The sequence below is a fragment of the Variovorax glucosi genome, from assembly GCF_051216695.1.
Taxonomy (GTDB): domain Bacteria; phylum Pseudomonadota; class Gammaproteobacteria; order Burkholderiales; family Burkholderiaceae_C; genus Variovorax.
In genome coordinates, this window is the sequence record NZ_JBPJZE010000001.1 from 757,557 (window position 1) to 775,182 (window position 17,626).

Annotated in this window: 13 protein-coding genes; 7 read left to right on the plus strand and 6 right to left on the minus strand. The window is 65.4% G+C overall.

The features are described 5' to 3' along the window. Window positions 1-76 precede the first annotated feature (76 nt). On the minus strand, window positions 77-2,083 hold the full coding sequence (gene acs / locus ACSFA3_RS03675) for an acetate--CoA ligase (RefSeq protein WP_435504034.1): 2,007 nt from the start codon (window positions 2,081-2,083) through the stop codon (window positions 77-79). Between the two features lie 206 nt (window positions 2,084-2,289). On the opposite strand from acs, the gene ACSFA3_RS03680 reads away from it, so the two are divergent. From ACSFA3_RS03680 to ACSFA3_RS03690, 3 genes are all read left to right on the plus strand, one after another. Further along, window positions 2,290-2,940, plus strand: coding sequence for a YqhA family protein (locus ACSFA3_RS03680; RefSeq protein ID WP_435504035.1), 651 nt, complete (start codon window positions 2,290-2,292; stop codon window positions 2,938-2,940). A gap of 108 nt (window positions 2,941-3,048) precedes the next feature. Continuing rightward, complete coding sequence (locus ACSFA3_RS03685; protein ID WP_435504036.1) at window positions 3,049-3,477, plus strand: hypothetical protein; 429 nt, start codon at window positions 3,049-3,051, stop codon at window positions 3,475-3,477. After that, the gene (locus ACSFA3_RS03690; RefSeq protein ID WP_435504037.1) at window positions 3,474-4,844 is read left to right on the plus strand and encodes a hypothetical protein; all 1,371 of its coding nucleotides are present in this window, start codon (window positions 3,474-3,476) and stop codon (window positions 4,842-4,844) included. The genes ACSFA3_RS03685 and ACSFA3_RS03690 overlap by 4 nt, the downstream gene beginning before the upstream one ends. Before the next feature lie 112 nt (window positions 4,845-4,956). Here ACSFA3_RS03690 and ACSFA3_RS03695 read toward each other — a convergent pair whose 3' ends face one another. The 5 genes from ACSFA3_RS03695 to ACSFA3_RS03715 all read right to left on the minus strand — a co-directional run bounded on the left by ACSFA3_RS03695 (window position 4,957) and on the right by ACSFA3_RS03715 (window position 13,339). Next, window positions 4,957-5,976, minus strand: coding sequence for a metal-dependent hydrolase (locus ACSFA3_RS03695; protein WP_435504038.1), 1,020 nt, complete (start codon window positions 5,974-5,976; stop codon window positions 4,957-4,959). A gap of 5 nt (window positions 5,977-5,981) precedes the next feature. Further along, on the minus strand, window positions 5,982-7,901 hold the full coding sequence (locus tag ACSFA3_RS03700; protein WP_435504039.1) for an O-linked N-acetylglucosamine transferase, SPINDLY family protein: 1,920 nt from the start codon (window positions 7,899-7,901) through the stop codon (window positions 5,982-5,984). A gap of 114 nt (window positions 7,902-8,015) precedes the next feature. Beyond that, window positions 8,016-9,401: a class II fumarate hydratase gene (fumC, locus tag ACSFA3_RS03705; RefSeq protein WP_435504040.1), complete on the minus strand. Its 1,386-nt coding sequence runs from the start codon at window positions 9,399-9,401 to the stop codon at window positions 8,016-8,018. An 82-nt stretch (window positions 9,402-9,483) separates the two neighbouring features. Then, window positions 9,484-11,886 carry a TonB-dependent siderophore receptor gene (locus ACSFA3_RS03710; RefSeq protein WP_435504041.1) on the minus strand — a complete coding sequence of 801 codons (2,403 nt, stop codon included), beginning with the start codon at window positions 11,884-11,886 and terminating at the stop codon, window positions 9,484-9,486. Window positions 11,887-11,986: 100 nt separating this feature from the next. Continuing rightward, window positions 11,987-13,339 carry a sigma-70 family RNA polymerase sigma factor gene (locus ACSFA3_RS03715; protein ID WP_435504042.1) on the minus strand — a complete coding sequence of 451 codons (1,353 nt, stop codon included), beginning with the start codon at window positions 13,337-13,339 and terminating at the stop codon, window positions 11,987-11,989. A gap of 155 nt (window positions 13,340-13,494) precedes the next feature. Between ACSFA3_RS03715 and ACSFA3_RS03720 the strand changes: the two genes are divergently transcribed. The 4 genes from ACSFA3_RS03720 (at window position 13,495) to ACSFA3_RS03735 (ending at window position 17,594) form a co-directional block, all read left to right on the plus strand. Further along, window positions 13,495-15,045, plus strand: a complete 1,551-nt coding sequence (locus ACSFA3_RS03720; RefSeq protein ID WP_435504043.1) for a fumarate hydratase — start codon at window positions 13,495-13,497, stop codon at window positions 15,043-15,045. Beyond that, complete coding sequence (gene murI, locus ACSFA3_RS03725) at window positions 15,042-15,878, plus strand: glutamate racemase (protein ID WP_435504044.1); 837 nt, start codon at window positions 15,042-15,044, stop codon at window positions 15,876-15,878. Before ACSFA3_RS03720 ends, murI begins: the two co-directional genes overlap by 4 nt. Continuing rightward, complete coding sequence (locus ACSFA3_RS03730; RefSeq protein WP_435504045.1) at window positions 15,875-16,657, plus strand: PA3715 family protein; 783 nt, start codon at window positions 15,875-15,877, stop codon at window positions 16,655-16,657. The genes murI and ACSFA3_RS03730 overlap by 4 nt, the downstream gene beginning before the upstream one ends. A gap of 202 nt (window positions 16,658-16,859) precedes the next feature. After that, window positions 16,860-17,594, plus strand: coding sequence for a hypothetical protein (locus tag ACSFA3_RS03735; RefSeq protein WP_435504046.1), 735 nt, complete (start codon window positions 16,860-16,862; stop codon window positions 17,592-17,594). Window positions 17,595-17,626: the final 32 nt, after the last annotated feature.

The window sequence follows — 17,626 nt, forward strand, 5'->3', positions numbered from 1 at the left end:
CCCTTTGAATTGAATCGAAGGGAGCGTTGTAAAGCATGCGGTACTGCGCCCCTGTCGGACGCTGCCGGAGTCGGGCCTAGTAGGCCTGCCCCAGTTGTTCCAGGATGGCCGGGTTTTCGAGCGTCGAGGTGTCCTGCGTGATCGGTTCGTTCTTCGCGATGCTGCGCAGCAGGCGCCGCATGATCTTGCCGCTGCGCGTCTTCGGCAGGTTCTCGCCGAAGCGGATGTCCTTCGGCTTGGCGATCGGTCCGATCTCCTTCGCGACCCAGGCGCGAAGTTCGGCGGCGATCTTCTTCGCCTCTTCATCGGTGCCCGGACGGCCGCGCTTGAGCACGACGAAGGCGCAGACCGCCTCGCCGGTGACGTCGTCGGGACGACCGACCACCGCAGCTTCGGCGACCAGATCGGTCTTTGCGACCAGCGCCGATTCGATTTCCATCGTTCCGAGCCGATGGCCCGAAACATTCAGCACGTCGTCGATACGCCCGGTGATGCGGAAGTAGCCACGGTCTTCGCTGCGCACCGCGCCGTCGCCGGCCAGGTAGATCGTGCCGCCCATCTCTTCCGGGAAATAGCTCTTCTTGAAACGCTCCGGATCGTTCCAGATCGTGCGGATCATCGAAGGCCACGGCCGCTTGATCACCAGCATGCCGCCAGCGCCGTTCGGCAGGTCCTTGCCGGTCTCGTCGACGATGGCGACTGCGATGCCCGGCAGCGGCAGCGTGCACGAACCCGGCACCAGCGGCGTGGCGCCCGGCAGCGGCGTGATCACGTGACCACCGGTTTCGGTCTGCCAGAAGGTGTCGACGATCGGGCACTTCTCGAGGCCGATGTTCCGGTGGTACCACATCCAGGCTTCCGGATTGATCGGCTCGCCGACCGAACCCAGGATGCGCAGGCTCGACAGGTCCCAGTTCTTCGGATGCACCTTGTCGTCGGATTCCGCCGCCTTGATGAGCGAACGGATGGCCGTCGGCGCCGTGTAGAAGATCGAGACCTTGTGCTTTTCGATCATCTGCCAGAAGCGGCCGGCGTGCGGGAAGGTCGGGATGCCCTCGAACACCACCTGCGTCGCGCCGGCGGCCAGCGGGCCGTAGGTGACGTAGGTGTGGCCGGTGATCCAGCCGATGTCGGCCGTGCACCAGAACACGTCGTCCGGGCGCAGGTCGAAGGTCCAGTCCATCGTGAGCTTGGCCCACAGCAGATAGCCGCCGGTGGCGTGCTGGACGCCCTTCGGCTTGCCGGTCGAGCCCGAGGTGTAGAGGATGAACAGCGGATGTTCGGCGCCGACCGGTTCCGGCGGGCATTCGGCGCCTTTGCCGTCGAGCGCGGCGATGGCTTCGCCGAAGCTCTTGTCGCGGCCTTCGACGCGCGCCCAGGCTGTTGGCGTGCGTTCATAAACCAGCACGCTCTTGATCGATTCGCAACCGCCCAGTGCGATGCCGTCGTCGACGATGGCCTTCAGCGGCAGCTCCTTGCCGCCGCGCATCTGGTAATTCGCCGTGATGACGGCCACGGCGCCGGCATCGATGATCCGCTCCTGCAGCGCCTTGGCCGAAAAGCCGCCGAACACCACGCTGTGCGTCGCGCCGATGCGGGCGCAGGCCTGCATCGCGACCACGCCTTCGATGGTCATCGGCATGTAGACGATGACGCGGTCGCCCTTCCTGATGCCTTCGGCCTTGAGCGCATTGGCGAATTCGCTGACGCGCGTCAGCAGTTCGCGATAGGTCACGGTGGTGACGGTGCCGTCGTCGGCCTCGAACACGATGGCGGCCTTGTGCTCGACCGGCGTTCCCATGTGGCGGTCCAGGCAGTTGGCCGATGCGTTGAGCTCGCCATCGTCGAACCATTTGTAGAACGGCGCGTTCGACTCGTCCAGCGTGCGCGTGAAGGGCTTTGTCCAGCTGAGGTTCTCGCGGGCGAGGCGGGCCCAGAAGGCGTCCGGATCGGCCGTCGCTTCGGCGCAGAGTGCGTCGTACGCTGCCATGCCGCTGATGCGGGCGCCGCTGGTGGCGCGTTCGTCGGGTGGGAACACGCGGTTCTCGACCAACGTGGATTCGATGTTCTTGGGGCTGCTCATTTTTTGTCTCCTGCGCCTTGGTTTGACTGGCGGCCGTAATGTCGGACGTTGCACTTACGGCTTACTGACGCTACATCGGGCGCCATCGGTGCCATGCTGCGCCGAAGTGTGGACTTCCATGGTGCAGACATCTCGCCAACTTACAATCGTGGGTTGCCCGCAGCATCCGCAAAGCGACTCCCCGCTCCTCCTGACGCACCCCTCCCATGGCCCTCCCCGACCCCACCCAAACACCCGCTTCCGTCGACGACCCCGTCGTCGCACCCAGAAAACTGTCTCCGATGCGTCCATTGCCGAGATTGATTTTTGCCAGTCGTTGGCTGCAGTTGCCGCTTTATCTGGGCCTGATCGTCGCGCAAGGCGTGTACGTGCTCCACTTCCTGGTCGAGTTGCTGCACCTGGTCGAAGCCGCTTTCGGCAGCCAGACGGCGCTGCAGGCGCTCATCAGCAGCATCGGCTACAAGACCACCGCTCCGATCACGACGCTGAACGAAACCGTGATCATGCTGGTGGTGCTGGCGCTGATCGACGTCGTCATGATTTCGAATTTGTTGATCATGGTGATCGTCGGCGGCTATGAGACCTTCGTCAGCCGCATGGACCTCAGCGGCCACCGCGACCAGCCCGAATGGCTGAGTCACGTAAACGCGTCGGTGCTGAAGGTGAAACTGGGCCTGTCGATCATCGGCATCAGCTCGATCCACCTGCTCAAGACCTTTATCAACGCCGACAACTACACCGACCGCGTGCTGATCGCGCAAACCGCGATCCACTGTGCGTTCCTGCTGTCGGCCATGGCGATTGCTTACACCGACAAGCTGATGGCGAATACAGGCGGAAACGGCAAGACTCACTAAAGCGCTGCCGCTGGGCTGCCGGCTCTTGCAGCCGGCAGCCGAACCGAATTTTCTGGCCAGCGAGTGAGCGGCCGTCCGTGGCTGCACGGACGCCGAACACCGCATTCCATGAAAAATCCGTCAACCCTGGATGTCAATCGTTTTCTGGAACGCCGGGGTCTCTGGCTATCGGCCAATGCGACGTTGACCCTCGTCACGCTGATTGTTTTTCTCGGCATCACGGCAGGCTTTGTCTACGCGCTCGTGCGCATAGACGGCTTGGAGCACAGGGCCGGACAGGATTTGCACTCCGAGACGCGCAGCGCAACAACCCTGTCAGCGCACTGCGCGCATGCCTCGGTGGCATTCGGTGCTTCGGCGTCGATGTCGGAAATCCGGGATGCAATGCGCGCCGCGGAAGGCTTCGTGACCTACGGCCCCGACGAATTCGGACGCTTCCAGATACGTCTGATCGGCGGGGCGAACGGCACCGGCATCCAGACACTGCGCGCGTCGCCGTCCGTCACCAATGTGAGGACATATCCGGAATGCCGATGAAGCCGCACCGCTCCACTGCCTTTCCGCCTCACAGCTTCCTTGCCGACGTCTGGGCCGGTGGTGCCACTGCACTTATCTTCTATATCGAATACGTCGGCCTGGGTTCGCTTCTGGGCGAGGCCCTTCTGCCCGGCATACCCGATGGAGCGGCGCTGGGAACCATGCTGGTAATCGTGCCGGTCGTGGCTTGCTCCCTGCTGGCCTTGGCCAGCCACGGCGCGGCATTGTCGGGGCCGCGTGCAGCATCCATGGTGGTCGCGACCAAGCTGCTGACGATGCTTGTCGCAGCGTACCCGGGTCTGCAGGGCGACAAGACCCTGCTGCTCGCAGTCATCACGGCGACCGCCTCCCTGACATTGCTCTTTGGATGCATGGGGTCTGTGCGGCATGCGATCGAGCGCGCACCGACCTGGCTGATTCAGGGTTTCATGTACGCGACCGCACTGGGGATCGTCGCCGGAAGTGCAGCCGCAGGTCGCCTTCTGGGCTGCATGCAGGTGGACAAGCTGGCGACCTGGCTGGTATATCTGCCGTCAGTCGTGCTGGGCATCGCGTGGAAGCCGGTGCTCCAGCGCATCCACGGCCATCTCGCACGGAACAAGGGTTTCACGCGCCCGGCGCATCTCCTGCTCCTGATGCAACCGCTCGGACTTTTGGCCGGAGCCGCGACATCGTGGCTTATCTACGAACGGACGCGGCTCTCGACACCGAACGGACCTTTCTGCGGCCGCTTCGGCAACATGCAGATGGACTGGTCGCTGCTCGACGCGCGCTGGTTCGACATCAGCCATTCCAGCAACATCCCACCGACCGGTGCCCTGCTGCTGGCTGCGCTTTGCGGCGTCGGCGTGGGCGCCGTGCTGCTGCTCGAAAGCCTGACGGCTTTCATCGTGAACATCAAGCTGGCCGCGTATTCCAGCCTGCAGCCACGCATGCTGTGCGCCACATCGGCAGGCGGCTTTTTCGCTGCCGCGGTGGGCGGTGCGCCGGCCTCGTTCTCGACGTCGCGCACCGTGGTTTTGCGCATGCTCGGCGGGCATGGCCGGTGGGCAGTACCCGCGCACGGCCTGGCCCTGCTGGCCATCGTCCTCCTGGCTACGCCGTGGATGGCGCAGGTGCCGAAGCTCAGCGCGGCTGTCGCATTGACGCTGGTAGGCGTACAGATGCTGGGGCGCGACACTGAAATGCTGTGGAAACACGGATATCGGCCCGGAGCCGTCGCCCCACGCCAGCGGGCCATCGTGCTGTTCTGGCTGGTGCTTGCGGTCAGCGTCGCAGCCAACAACGCACTGGTCGGATTTCTTGCGATGGGCATGGTGGCTGCGGTACTGTTCCAGCGGAGAAACAAGCGCATCGAACCGCGCTGAACGACACCGCGTCGACTCCCGCCAACAGAATCGCACACCGGCCGGCATCGACCGCTTCCTGCAGATCACGACGGCGGTGGCGCGTGACGCTGCCGGCTGATCCGACTCGGATTCAACGCGGCGGCGGCACCTTCTTGCCGAGCGCGCGCTCCCACTGCCACGACAGCACCATCGGAACATCGGGCCGGCCGCCGAGCTGCACCGGCTTCGCGAGCGGCGCCACGGCGCCGCCTGCCTTCCGTTCGGCTACCGCGAAGTCGAAGCTGTAGGTCGGCTCCATCCCCATGCGCAGATCGACGATGCGTATCCGGCCCGCCGCGTCCTCGCTCACCTTGTAGAAGCCCTTGCTGAAGGCCGAAATGCGCCGCACGCCGTCGATGTCGGCGACGGCCGCGTTCAGGGAGTTGCCGCGGTCGAAGCGGTCGAAGCCCATTCGCTTTTCGGTGTCGAGCAGCGAATGGAAGCCTTCGTGATAGCTGTCGCCCGACATCGCGACGACCCGCCAGAGCACGCTGTTCAACGCCGTCGGCGTGACCAGCAGATGCTCGGCGACGATGCCGCGTTCGGCCAGCGATGCCTTGGCAAGCTGCGTCACATGATGCTGCGCCGCCACGCCCCAGGCCAGGTACGCGGTGCTGAGCGCCAGCCCGATGCCGTTGGCCGTCAGCCCTCGCCCGCGACCTCGCGTGCAGAGCGCCCAGACCGTTCCCGCGAGCAGCGGCAGCGTGTAGAGAGGATCGATGATGAAGACGCTGCCTATGCCGAACGGACGGTCGGTGAACGGAAGCGCCAATTGCGTGCCGTAGACCGTCATCGTGTCGAGTAGCGGATGAGTGACCAGCGCCAGCCACATCGCCAGCCACCAGCGGCACCAGACGGGCCATTCGCCTTGCAGCCTGGCGACGGCTGAGGCAAAAGGCAGCGAGAACAGCGTCAGCCAGAACAGCGCATGCGATTCGGCGCGGTGGAGCACCATGTTCAGAATCGGGCTGCCTTGGTCGATGAAGACGTCGAGGTCGGGCAAGGTGCCCGCGACGGCGCCCCACAGTGCCGCTTTCCAGACGGCGGTGCGCCGGCCCATGGTCGCAACGCCGACGGCGGCGCCCAGCGCTATTTGAGAAACAGAATCCATGGCGCCTATTGTCCGTGCAGGAGCGCCACCCTCTCCCGCCAAGTTCGACGCAGGGCTTCCAGCCAGTCCCTGGCGAAACGCGGTGCGTCGTAGAGCGGGCTTGAGTCGACATTCGCAGGCGCTTGCGCGCGCAGTTCGGCCGCCTCGGCGAGCCAGAGCGACTCTCTGCGACCGATCGCGGCGGCTTTCTCGACGTATTCGGCGTCGTCCGCGCAAACCCAGTGCGCCAGGCCGCCGTTCTTCAGGATGGCTTCGCCCTGGCGTCCCAGCATGCCGGGCAATGCAAGGCTCAGTGTCGGCACACCCAGGTAGAGCGCTTCGGCCGTGGTCGTGCCGCCCGGATAGGGAAAGGTGTCGAGCATGACGTCGACGTCCGCATGGCTCTGCAGGTAGGCGTCGTAGGTCAGCAGCGGCAGTGTTTCGACACGCTCCAGCGGCAGGCCGAGACGCCGCATGCGGGTCCGGAGCGCGGAAGCCACGACCGGAGAATCGAGATTCGCGCTTCGGATTCGCAACCTGGCATCGGGTGCGGCGGCAAGGATAAGGGCCCAAGCCCCCAGGACGCGATCGTTGATCTTGGCGAGCGCCTGGCAGCAGCCGAACGTGACGCCGGGCTGCCGGGTCGACGGCAGACTGCGCTCGGTCAGCCGGGTCTTGAGCGGACTGAAGCAGTAACGGCTGTGCGGCAACCGGACGATCCGCTCGGTGAAATAGCGCTCCTCGCCGGACGGCACGCAGATCGGATCGGCAAGTACGTAATCGATGGTGGCGAGGCCGGTGGTGGAGAAGTAGCCGAGCCAGCTCATCTGCACGGGAGCCAGCCGGTGCGCGAAGCATGCGAGCGAATTTCCTCTGGTGTAGCCCGCCAGGTCGATCAGTATGTCGATGCCGTCGTCGACGACGGTCTGCATGGTCTGCTCGTCCGACCAGTCCACCACCTGATGCCAGCCCGCGAAAGCCGGCCGCAGACGCGCCGAGAGCGCGTCGTACACACGCGTTTTTGCATAGGCGTACAGAACGACTTCGCCGGGAGGCAGCGCTGCAAGCATCGCCTCCAGAAAGAAGCCGACCGGATGGGTGTTCAGGTCCGGCGATACCAGCCCCACCCGGAGGATGCGCCTGTCGGCGTCGAGCCCGCCCGGATGGAGCGCGGGCCGGCGCAGGTTGGCAGGGCTGCTGCTCAGGATGGAACTCACCCGTTCGGCCTGCAGCCGGTTAGCCGCCGGGTCGAACCGGGGCAGGTAGTGCTGGGTGAATACCAGGTTGGAGCGAGCGCCGAAGTGGCCGGCATCCAGCACCAGCGCCTGTTCGAACGCGGCATGCGCCTCGTCGAGGCGATGCTGGCCATGCAGGCAGCAGCCCATGCTGAAATGAATTTCGGCATTGCGCGGCTCGACGCGCAGCGCCTGACGGAAGCAGGCCATCGCCCGCTCATACTGATGCAGGGCGGCGTGCACCAGCCCCAGATGAAGCTGGCTGCTCGCGTGTCGGGGATCCAGAACCACTGCGCGAGACAGCAGGTCCGCCGCGAGTTCGTAGCGTTTTTGGCGAAACGCATAGAGGCCGACGTTGCACAGCAATTGAGGATCGTCGGGCCGGCTCTGAAGAAGCTTCTGCCAGATCGACTCTGCCTCCTGCAGACGATGAAGCGATGTGCAGATCGCCGCTTTAACCTGCAGCAGGTAGTGGTTGTGCGGCGTCGAAGTCAAAGCCAGGTCGATCAGCGCATCGGCTTCATGCAATGCGTTGCTCTGGAGCTTCCGGCAGGCCTCGGCATAGAGCGCCTGCACCTCGGGCTGCATGACCGTGTGCGACGCTGTCGATGCCGCAGGAACGGCACGCTGCAACAGCTTCGACAAAGGATGCCCTGCGGACAGGCCTTGCTTGAGTTTCGGGGTGGGTCTGTACGAGAAGTGCCGCGTCATGAGCTTGAATCCGAGAAGGCGCCGGATGCCGGAGCCGGGCTCGAATTCAAGCAGGGTTGGACCGCCGCTTATCGGTTCCGATCAGATTTGTACATCTTCGGAACCAGGCGACGTTCAACGCCCGGTCATGTTCTCCGGCACCACCCACTCGTCGAACTGTTCGCCAGTGAGATGGCCCGACGCCACCGCCGCCTCGCGCAGGCTCGTGCCTTCCTTGTGCGCCTTTTTCGCGATATAGGCCGACTTGTCATAGCCGATGTGCGTATTGAGCGCAGTCACCAGCATCAGCGAGCGTTGCACCAGTTCGCCGATGCGCTCCCGGTTCGGCTCGATGCCGACCGCGCAATGGTCGTTGAAGCTGCGCATGCCATCGGCCATCAGCCGCACGCTCTGCAGGAAGTTGTGCGCGACCATCGGGCGGAACACGTTCAGCTCGAAGTTGCCCGACGCGCCACCGAAGTTGATCGCGACGTCGTTGCCGAACACCTGCGCGGCCAGCATCGTGACAGCTTCGCTCTGCGTCGGATTGACCTTGCCCGGCATGATCGAAGAGCCGGGCTCGTTCTCCGGAATGCTCAGTTCGCCAATGCCGCTGCGCGGACCGCTGGCCAGCCAGCGCACGTCGTTGGCGATCTTCATCATGCTGGCGGCCAGCGTCTTGAGCGCACCGTGCGCGTGCACCAGCGCGTCGACCGAAGCCAGCGCCTCGAACTTGTTGGGCGCGGTCACGAAAGGCAGGCCGGTCAGCCGCGCCAGTTCGGCTGCCGACTGCTCGGCGTAACCCTTGGGCGCGTTCAGTCCGGTACCGACCGCCGTGCCGCCGAGTGCCAGTTCGCACAGGTGCGGCAGCGCGGCACTCACGTGTCGGGCGCCGTGGTCGAGTTGCGCGACGTAGCCCGAGAACTCCTGGCCCAGCGTGAGCGGCGTCGCATCCTGCAGATGGGTGCGGCCGATCTTCACGATGTCGGCGAAGTCCTCTGCCTTCTTCTGCAGCGTGCCGCGCAGCAGCGCAATGGCCGGCAGCAGCTTGTGCGTGACCGCTTCGACCGCCGCCACGTGCATGGCGGTCGGGAACACGTCGTTGCTCGACTGGCTGCGATTCACGTCGTCGTTCGGATGGACGAGCCGCCCTTCCCCACGCTCGCCGCCGAGGATTTCGCTGGCGCGGTTCGCCAGCACCTCGTTGACGTTCATGTTGGATTGCGTGCCGGAGCCGGTCTGCCAGACCACCAGCGGGAATTCGTCCGGGTGCTTGCCGGCGATGACTTCGTCGGCTGCAGCGACGATGGCTTTCGTCTTTTTCTCGTCCTGCAGGCCCAGCGCGTGATTGACCACTGCCGACGCCCGCTTGACCTGCGCCAGCGCCTTGATGATTTCCCGCGGCTGCTGTTCGCCGGAGATGTCGAAGTTCTGCAGCGAACGCTGCGTCTGCGCGCCCCAGAGTTTGTCGGAAGGGACTTCGATGGGACCGAAGGTGTCGCGTTCGATGCGGATCGTCATGGCAGGCTGTCCAGTGGCTGTGAAAAGCCCGCCAGTATGAATCAAACGCGATCTATTCGCATTGACGCAGCTTCAGCCTTTGTCACCATCGATAACCAAGCGTCGCGACCACCGTCCGCAGATCGCCATAGCGGCAGGTTCCAGAGCAATGCAGGTACTGCCGGTCGGTCAGGTTCTGCACCTTGAGGCTCGCCTGCCAATGCGCGTCGATCTGGTAGCCCAGCAGCAGGTCGACCAGCGTGTAGCCGCCGGTTCGCGACACCGAGGCCGTCGTCGCCGTGGCCAGCGGGCCGACGTAGCGCACGCCCATCGCAATCCGCGCGCGCTGCAAGCCGATCGCGCCGAGGTTGTAGTCGGCCCAGAACGAGGCGCTGTGGCGCGGCACGCCTTGCGTCGGATTGCCGATCAGCGCCGGCTCGTTGTCGGCGATCGTGCGCGCGTCGGTGTAGTTGTAGGCAGCCATCAGGCTCAGCGCACGGGTCGGCGATACGCGTGCTTCGAGCTCGATTCCGCGCGAGCGGACCTTGCCGGTCTGCACGTCGAAACCGCTGTCGACCGGGTCTTCGGTCAGCACGTTCTTCTGCGTCAGCTGGTACAGCGCCGCGCTCAGCATCGTCGTGGTGCCTGCCGGCTGATAGCGGACGCCGAGTTCGTATTGCTCGCCCAGCGTCGGCTTGAACGGATCGCCCGCGCGGTCGGTGCCGCTGGACGGGAAGAAGGACTGACTGAAGCTCGCATACGGCGCGAGCCCGTTGTCGAACAGCCGGACGACGCCGATGCGGCCTGAGAACCTGCTGTCGTCCTGTTGCGTACGCACGCCAGTTCGGAAAGTGTCGGTGCGGCTGTCGGCGCGATCGTAGCGGCCGCCCAGCACGAAGATCCATCGGTCGTCGAAACGGACCTGGTCCTGCAGATAGAGCCCGCTCTGCAACCCGATCTGCCGGGAGCCCGAGTTGACGGCGCCGACCACCGGCAGGTTGCCGTAGACCGGATTCGAAAGATTCAACACCGGCGCCGTCCCCGCGAAGCGCTGCGTGTCGTAGTCCTTGCGGTAGACGTCGAAGCCAGCCAGAACGTTGTGCTGCACCCGTCCGTTGCCCAGTTTCCATTCGAGGCTCGTGTCGCTGGTGACGGCGCGGGAATCGTCGTCGCGCACGTCATAGCGTCGGGCGAGCCGGCCCGCCGCACCCGGTGCCACCACGCCCGGCGTGATGTAGTCGTAGCTCACCTTCGACTGGTAGTAGCGCAATCCGTGGCGCAGCTTGGGGCCGCCGTCGAACTGATGTTCCAGCAGGTAACCGAGCGTCGACATTCGGCCTTCGTAGTTGTCGAAGTCGGGCTCGCCGGCGAACAGCGTGTATGGAATCTTCCGGCCCGCCGTGCGGCTGTAGATGGTGCTGTCGTATTGCATCGGCGCGACGAACTTCGTGTCGATGCGCTGCTGGCTGGCGAGCACGGTGAACGACGTGGCGGCGTTGGGCCGCCAGCTGATCGCCGGAGCGACGTAATACTTGTCGTCGTTCACCTGCGCGAGTTGCGTGCCGCTCTCGCGCACCATCGCCGTGAGCCGGTACGACAGCGTGCCGTCCGCGTTCAGCGTGCCGGCATGGTCGGTGGCGATCTGGCGGCGATCGTGGCTGCCGGCTTCGACCACGATCTCGTGCAGTGCATCGGCGGTCGGGCGCTTGCTGACCGTGTTGACCAGCCCGCCCGGCGACAGTTGCCCGTAGAGCACCGACGACGGACCGCGCAACAGCTCGACCCGCTCCAGGCCGTACGGCTCCTGCCCGCCGTCGAACTGCGACGACTGCAGCTTCATGCCGTCCCGCAGCACGCTGCCGGTACGCCCGCCGGCGTCGAATCCGCGGATGTTGTAGTCGTCGGCGATGCGCGAAAAGCCGTTCGGCTGGCTGACGATGCTGTTCGCATAGCCGAGTGCATCGGCAACGGAGTCCGTACGGCGCAGCGCCATTTCTTCGGCGCCCACCACGGTGATCGACTGCGGCGTTTCGCGCAGCGGCGTGTCGGTTTTGAGCGCGGTGCCGCTGCGGTGCGCGACGTATCCGTGCACCGGGCTCACGGCAGTAGCATCTGCCGCATCGGCACTGACCGTGACTTCGCCCAGCGTGACGGCCGCGCCCTGCGGCGCGCGCTCCAGCGTCAGCGTGGCGCCGCTGCGCCGGACACGCAATCCGCTGCCGCGAACCAGTTCGTTCAGCGCGTCGTCGCTGCGCAGCCGCCCGGCCACCGCGTTGCCGCGCAGGCCGTCGGCCAGCCCGGTCGCGAACACGATCTGCACGTCCGCCTGCCGTGCGAACAGCGACAGCGCGGCGGGCAGCGGCTGCGCCGGAATGTCGAACACGCGGAACGCAGCCGTGCCGCCGTTGTCGACCTGTGCCGCCAGCGGCAGCGCGAACACGGTCAGCGCTGCAGCCGCGGCGCCTTGCCAGAGAGGAACGGAACGGGAGAGAAAAGTACGTCGCATAGGGCCTGAAAGCGTGAAGTGGTCAAGAAGAGGTTTCATGACTACAACGAATCGGCCCTGCGGCTTCCTGAACGAATCTGCGCTTCGCCCGCAAAAAGTTTCAGCGCGAGCGCGGCCCGATGGTCCAGCGATCGCCGGACAGCACCGAGCGCACGGCCACGATGTCCGGCAGCGCGCGCAGGAAATCCTCGGACTGCGCGATGCGCACCTGTCCCGACAGCCGCAGTCCAGCCACGCGCGGGTCGACCTCGACCGGGCGCGGCAGATATCGCGAGAGGCGTGAAACGGCGGCGCTCAACGGCATGTCCGACAGCACCAGAACGCCGTGGCGCCACGATGCGACGTCGGCAGCGGCGCCCGTCGGCTCGAAAACGCCTGCGGTCGCTGCGCCGGGCGGTCCGGCCCGGACTCGGAGCGACTCGCCGTCGGACAGCGTCCGGGACTCCCGCACGCGACCGTCGGCATCGAGCGTTTCCACGCGCACCCTGCCCGACTCGACCTGCACTTCGACGCCCGCGTCCGGCAGGCGCTCGACGCCGAAGCGCGTGCCCAGCACAGTGACGCGCACACGCGGCGCATCGGGCGCAGCAGTCGTTTCGACTACGAACGGCCGTTCGGCATCGCGCACCACGTCGAGGTAAACGGCACCAGCCAGCAGCCGCACCACCCGATGCGCCGCGTAGTAGCTCGCCTGCACCCGGCTCTGCGCATCGAGCGTCAGCACGCTGCCGTCGGGAAGCGCCTGCCGCAGCAACCGTCCCTGCCCGGTAGACAACGCTTCCTGCCATTGCGGCATCGCCTCGCGCCACCAATGCCAGCCACCGGTCGCCGCCAGTCCACCGATTCCCAACAGCGCTGCGAGCGATCGGCGGCGGCCGATGCGTGCCGGCTGTCTCGCCTCGGAAGTGGCCACGCCGTGCCAGCGCTCCATCGCCGCCTGCACGCAATCCATTGCCCGCATCATGTCGCGCTCGATCATGTTGCGCGTGACGCCGTATTCCGCAGCCAGCACCGACTGGTCCTCGCCCTGCACGCGATGGCGCAGGAACACCTGCCTGGCTCGCTCGGGAAGACCGCCGAGCGCTGCCTCGATCGCGCAGATCGCCTGGCGATACATCAGCGCTTCGGTCGCGTCCGGCGACGCATGCTCACGCGACGGAAAAGCCGCCGCGTGGCGCGAAGCGACGCCGTCGCGGCGTTGCCGGTCGGTGCTCAGATTGCGCGCCATCGCGAAAATATAGGCACGCGCCTCGCTCCCCTCAGGCACTTCCGGCAGCGAGCCCTGCGCCGCAAGCTCGGCCAGTCGCAGCCATGTGTCGTGCGCCAGGTCACGCGCCTCGTCGGTGGAATTGGTCCGCTGCGCCAGATAGCGCAACAGATCGCGGTAGCTGGTGCGAAAGCTGTCCAGCAGCGCCGGCGTCGCGGCGGCGTCGCGCTCGGTGCGAGTCGTCATGAAAGGCTGCCGGTGCTGTGGTTGATTGGACAGCCCCGAGAGTACCACCCAAACGCGACCGATTCTCATTAACACGCCGAACATCCGACTTGCCCCGCCATCCGACCCACGGCCGATAATTGCGGCTCGAAAAACACCCCACGCCCCACACGCCAATGACCACGATTCAACAAGCCGACCTGATCGAATCAGTCGCCGCCGCGCTGCAGTACATCAGCTACTACCACCCCGCCGACTACATCGCGCACCTGGCAAGGGCCTACGAGCGCGAGCAGAGTCCGGCGGCGAAGGACGCGATCGCGCAGATTCTGACCAACAGCAAGATGAGCGCGACCGGGCAGCGCCCGATCTGCCAGGACACAGGCATCGTCAACGTGTTCCTCAAGGTCGGCATGGACGTGCGCTGGGGCGGTTTCACCGGCTCGCTCGACGACGCGGTCAACGAAGGCGTGCGCCGCGCCTACAACCACCCGGACAACATGCTGCGCGCCTCGGTCGTGGCCGATCCGCAGTTCGCCCGCAAGAACACCGGCGACAACACGCCGGCCGTGATATTCACCGAGATCGTGCCGGGCAATAAGCTCGAAGTCACGGTCGCGGCCAAGGGCGGCGGCAGCGAGAACAAGAGCAAGCTGGTCATGCTCAACCCCGGCGACAGCATCGTCGACTGGGTGCTGAAGACCGTGCCGACGATGGGCGCCGGCTGGTGTCCGCCGGGCATGCTGGGCATCGGCATCGGCGGCACGGCAGAAAAGGCCGCGCTGATGGCGAAGGAAAGCCTGATGGACGACCTCGACATGCACGAACTGCAGCACAAGAAGCAGTCCGGCGCCGAGCTGACCAAGGTCGAGGCGCTGCGCATCGAGCTGTACGAGAAGGTCAACGCGCTCGGCATCGGCGCGCAGGGCCTGGGCGGCCTCGCCACCGTGCTGGACATCAAGATCAAGATGTATCCGACGCACGCGGCGAGCAAGCCGGTCGCGATGATCCCGAATTGCGCGGCCACGCGCCATGCGCATTTCACGATGGACGGCAGCGGCGCGGTCTACCTCGATCCGCCGTCGCTCGACCTGTGGCCGAACGTCGACTGGACGCCCGACTACAACAAGAGCAAGAAGGTCGATCTCGACACGCTCACGCCGGCAGAAGTCGCCAGCTGGAAGCCGGGCGACACGCTGCTGCTCAACGGCAAGATGCTCACCGGCCGCGATGCCGCGCACAAGCGCATCGCCGACATGCTGGCCAAGGGCGAGAAGCTGCCCGTGGACTTCACCAACCGCGTGATCTATTACGTCGGCCCGGTCGATCCGGTTCGCGACGAAGCGGTCGGTCCGGCCGGCCCGACGACCGCCACGCGCATGGACGGCTTCACCGAAACCATGCTCTCTCAGACCGGACTGATCGCGATGATCGGCAAGGCCGAGCGTGGCCCGGTCGCGATCGATTCGATCCGCAAGCACAAGAGCGCCTACCTCATGGCGGTCGGCGGCGCGGCCTATCTGGTCAGCAAGGCGATCAAGACGGCAAAGGTCGTCGGCTTCGCGGATCTCGGCATGGAAGCGATCTACGAATTCGATGTCGTCGACATGCCGGTAACGGTCGCTGTCGATGCCGGCGGCACCAGCGTGCACATCACCGGCCCAGCCGAATGGCAGAAGCGCATCGCGTCGGGCGAGTTCAAGACGATCATGTTGGAGCAGGCTTGACGGTTGGCCATAGCGGCAACGGCGACGGCAACAGCAACGCCATCGGCGTCTTCGACAGCGGCATCGGCGGGCTGAGCGTCCTCGATGCACTGCGAGCTGAATTGCCGCACGAGGATTTCGTCTACTTCGCGGACGCCGGCCACGCACCTTACGGCGAGCGCGACGAGGCCCATGTCGTCGCGCGCAGCGTTGCAGTAGCGCAGGAGCTGGTGCTGCAACACGGCATCAAGGCGCTGGTCGTGGCGTGCAACACGGCGACCGCGGCGGCGATCCAAGTGCTGCGCGAAAGTTATCCGTCGCTGCCGCTCGTCGGCGTCGAACCGGCGTTGAAGCCGGCGGTCGCGATGACCCGGACACGGCGCATCGCCGTCCTGGCGACTCGCGGCACGACGACCAGCCGGAAATTCGAGACGCTGCGGGAATCGCTCTCCGGACAGGCGGAGTTCGTCGTCGTTGCCTGCGACGGGCTGGCCGCAGCCATCGAGCGCGACGATGCGCCGACGATCTCTGCGCTCTGCGCCCGCTACGTCGGCGAGGCAGGCATGTTCGGCACGCAAGCTGGCGAGATCGATACGCTGGTGCTCGGCTGCACGCACTACCCATTCGTCGCGGAAGAACTGCGGCGGCACACCGGTACCGAAGTTCGCTTCATCGACACGGGCGCACCGGTCGCGCAGCACACGCGACGCCTGCTTTCGGCGGCCGGACTGCTGAACTCGCGCACGGCGCCAGGGTCGATCCTGCTTGTCGGCAGCGGCGACAAGGCCGCGCTCGATGCCGCGGCAACACGCTGGCTGCGAACGCCGTCGCCGACCGCGGAGATCGCTGCTTGAGCCGCCGTTTCGCGGCGACCGATCTTCTGGTCGCAGCAGCCATCGCATTCTTCGGCACGGCCGCGCAGGCTGCCTGCGACACCGGACTCGCCGAGCGCATGCACGGCAAGCTCCATCCCAACCGCGCGCTCGACCACGAGCGCGCCGTCTGCGAACCGTGGCGCGGCTTCCTCGGACGCTTCATCGTCATCCTTCCGATGCCGGTACCGGTCGCGCTTTCGGAGCCTGGACTGACCGAATTCGATGTCGAAGTGCTGGTCGTGCAACAGGCCGACAACGGCAACACCGAGCGCGCCCGGATCGTCAGCCGCTCGATGGAGCCGCGCGGCCTGAGCGAAGACACCACACGGATCGCGTCGATCAAGATCGACACAGCGCGCTATGCGCTGGCGCCGGATGCGCGTGCCTTCGGCGTCCGCATCGTCTACCAGAGCGCCGTGCGCGAAAGCCCGTACGAAAGCGAGCGCCTGTCGCTCTACGTGCCCGACGGTACAAAGCTGCACAAGGTGCTCGACGAGCTGGAGCTGGAACGACAGAGCGGCGACTGGGACACCAATTGCAGCGGCACGTTCCGCACGGTGCGCAGCACGCTGTTGATCGCGCGGACGACGACCAACGGCTATGCGGACCTGATGCTGCGGCAGACCGGTTCGAACAGCCGTTCGAGCTTGGTCGGCGAGGAATGCGTGACGCGGGAACGGCCAGCCACTTTCAAGTCCACGTCCCTGCATTTCGATGGCGAGAGATACCGGATCCCCGGCGAAGTGAAATCGAACTGACAGCAGGTGCGCACTTGCCGCGCTTTAAGAATTGTCCCAACGGGTAGACGCAGCGAGCTACATAAGCTCATTGCACCTCCAGACGAAAGCGGTCTTTTCGACCGACCTTTTCAACGGCCTGCTTACCCAACGTCAGACATCCTTGACCCTCGCCGCACTCCGACCCAACAGCTCCAAGCCAGCAACCGACGCGAGATCGCGCATGTCCCGCGCATCTGAGCCGCAGAGCTGGTCGCGACCCAGGGAAAAGGTGCCGACGACCGGTGCGGATCGCATGATCTCCGGCGTGCATGGTCGCCAGCCGCTTGGTCAGTTCCTTTCCGCCAACGGGGGCGTCAATGCCCGACAGCAGATGCTCACCATGAACCAGGAAGCCGAGCGCATCATGAACAGCACTTCGCTGGACCACCTGCCGGCCGGGGCAATGATCGGACAGGGGCTTTTCAAGGACTGCTACGAGATCAAGGGCACCGAAAATGCGCTGATCGTGAGCCAGAAATACACGCGCGGCATAAAAGAGGAACTGGCGACGCTTTTTCGTCTGCAGAGCATCGGGATTCCAGTCGCGCCGATTTTGGCTATCGGGAAATTCCGCGGCCAGGAAGCGATGATTCAGCCGCGATTCCGCCACATGCTCAAGTTCAACGATTCAGCATCGCCGGGCTTCGACCTGGTCAGAACCGGTATTGCGAACCGCAACACCATCGACTCACTGAAGAACATTCGTGATGTGGTCCAACGCGAAGGCATCCTGATCGAAGATCTCCAAGGCGGACTCGACAGCAACCCGAACTCCAGGACATTCGGCGCCTTTCTGGTGAACGACCCGCTCGGGATCGAAAAAGCGGACAACCATTCCATCATGGGCTTCAGCAACGCTGCGCAAGTTCAGAAACTCAACACCGCGATCGCGTTGCTGGAACAGGTCATTCGGTAACGCGGCAGTTGCGATGCGCCTGCCCGAGCGCC